A 427-nucleotide genomic window follows, 5' to 3' on the forward strand; every position below is an offset into this window, starting at 1 on the left:
GCGCGAGGTCATCACCTCGCGCTCGCGAAAGACGTGGTGGAACGGAAAATCCTGGCCGAAGCGCACCACATGCCGTCCGGCCGCGTCCTGGACCAGGTAGTTGGCGTTGCTCAGGCCGCCCGGCAGCGGCTCAATCTCGATCGTGCCGGTCCAGCAGGGCAGGGCGCGGATGCGGTCTTCGACGGTCACGGTCTATCCCTGGTTAGGCTGAGCTTCGACAAAGCGCCACGGACAGGGCGGCGACGGCGGAGGGGAGTGGGAAAATCTCGTCGGTGCGGGACGCCAGGACCGGTATCCCGCACCGCACCGACGAGCCCCTTGGCCAGGTTTGTGATCCCGGCATCCGCCCCCGCGGATCTGAAAATTCCTTGCACCAGGCCCGTTCCGGGCGATCTGGTCCGTGAATTGCGGCTCCGCCATCACCTTC

General features: G+C 66.5%; 1 pseudogene. It reads right to left on the bottom strand.

The features are described 5' to 3' along the window. Nucleotides 1-189: pseudogene (locus tag EOA29_RS40255) on the bottom strand (choline kinase); the annotation flags it as partial. Nucleotides 190-427: the final 238 nt, after the last annotated feature.

It is taken from the genome of Mesorhizobium sp. M1E.F.Ca.ET.063.01.1.1, assembly GCF_003998155.1.
In the GTDB taxonomy this organism is placed as follows: Bacteria; Pseudomonadota; Alphaproteobacteria; order Rhizobiales; family Rhizobiaceae; genus Mesorhizobium.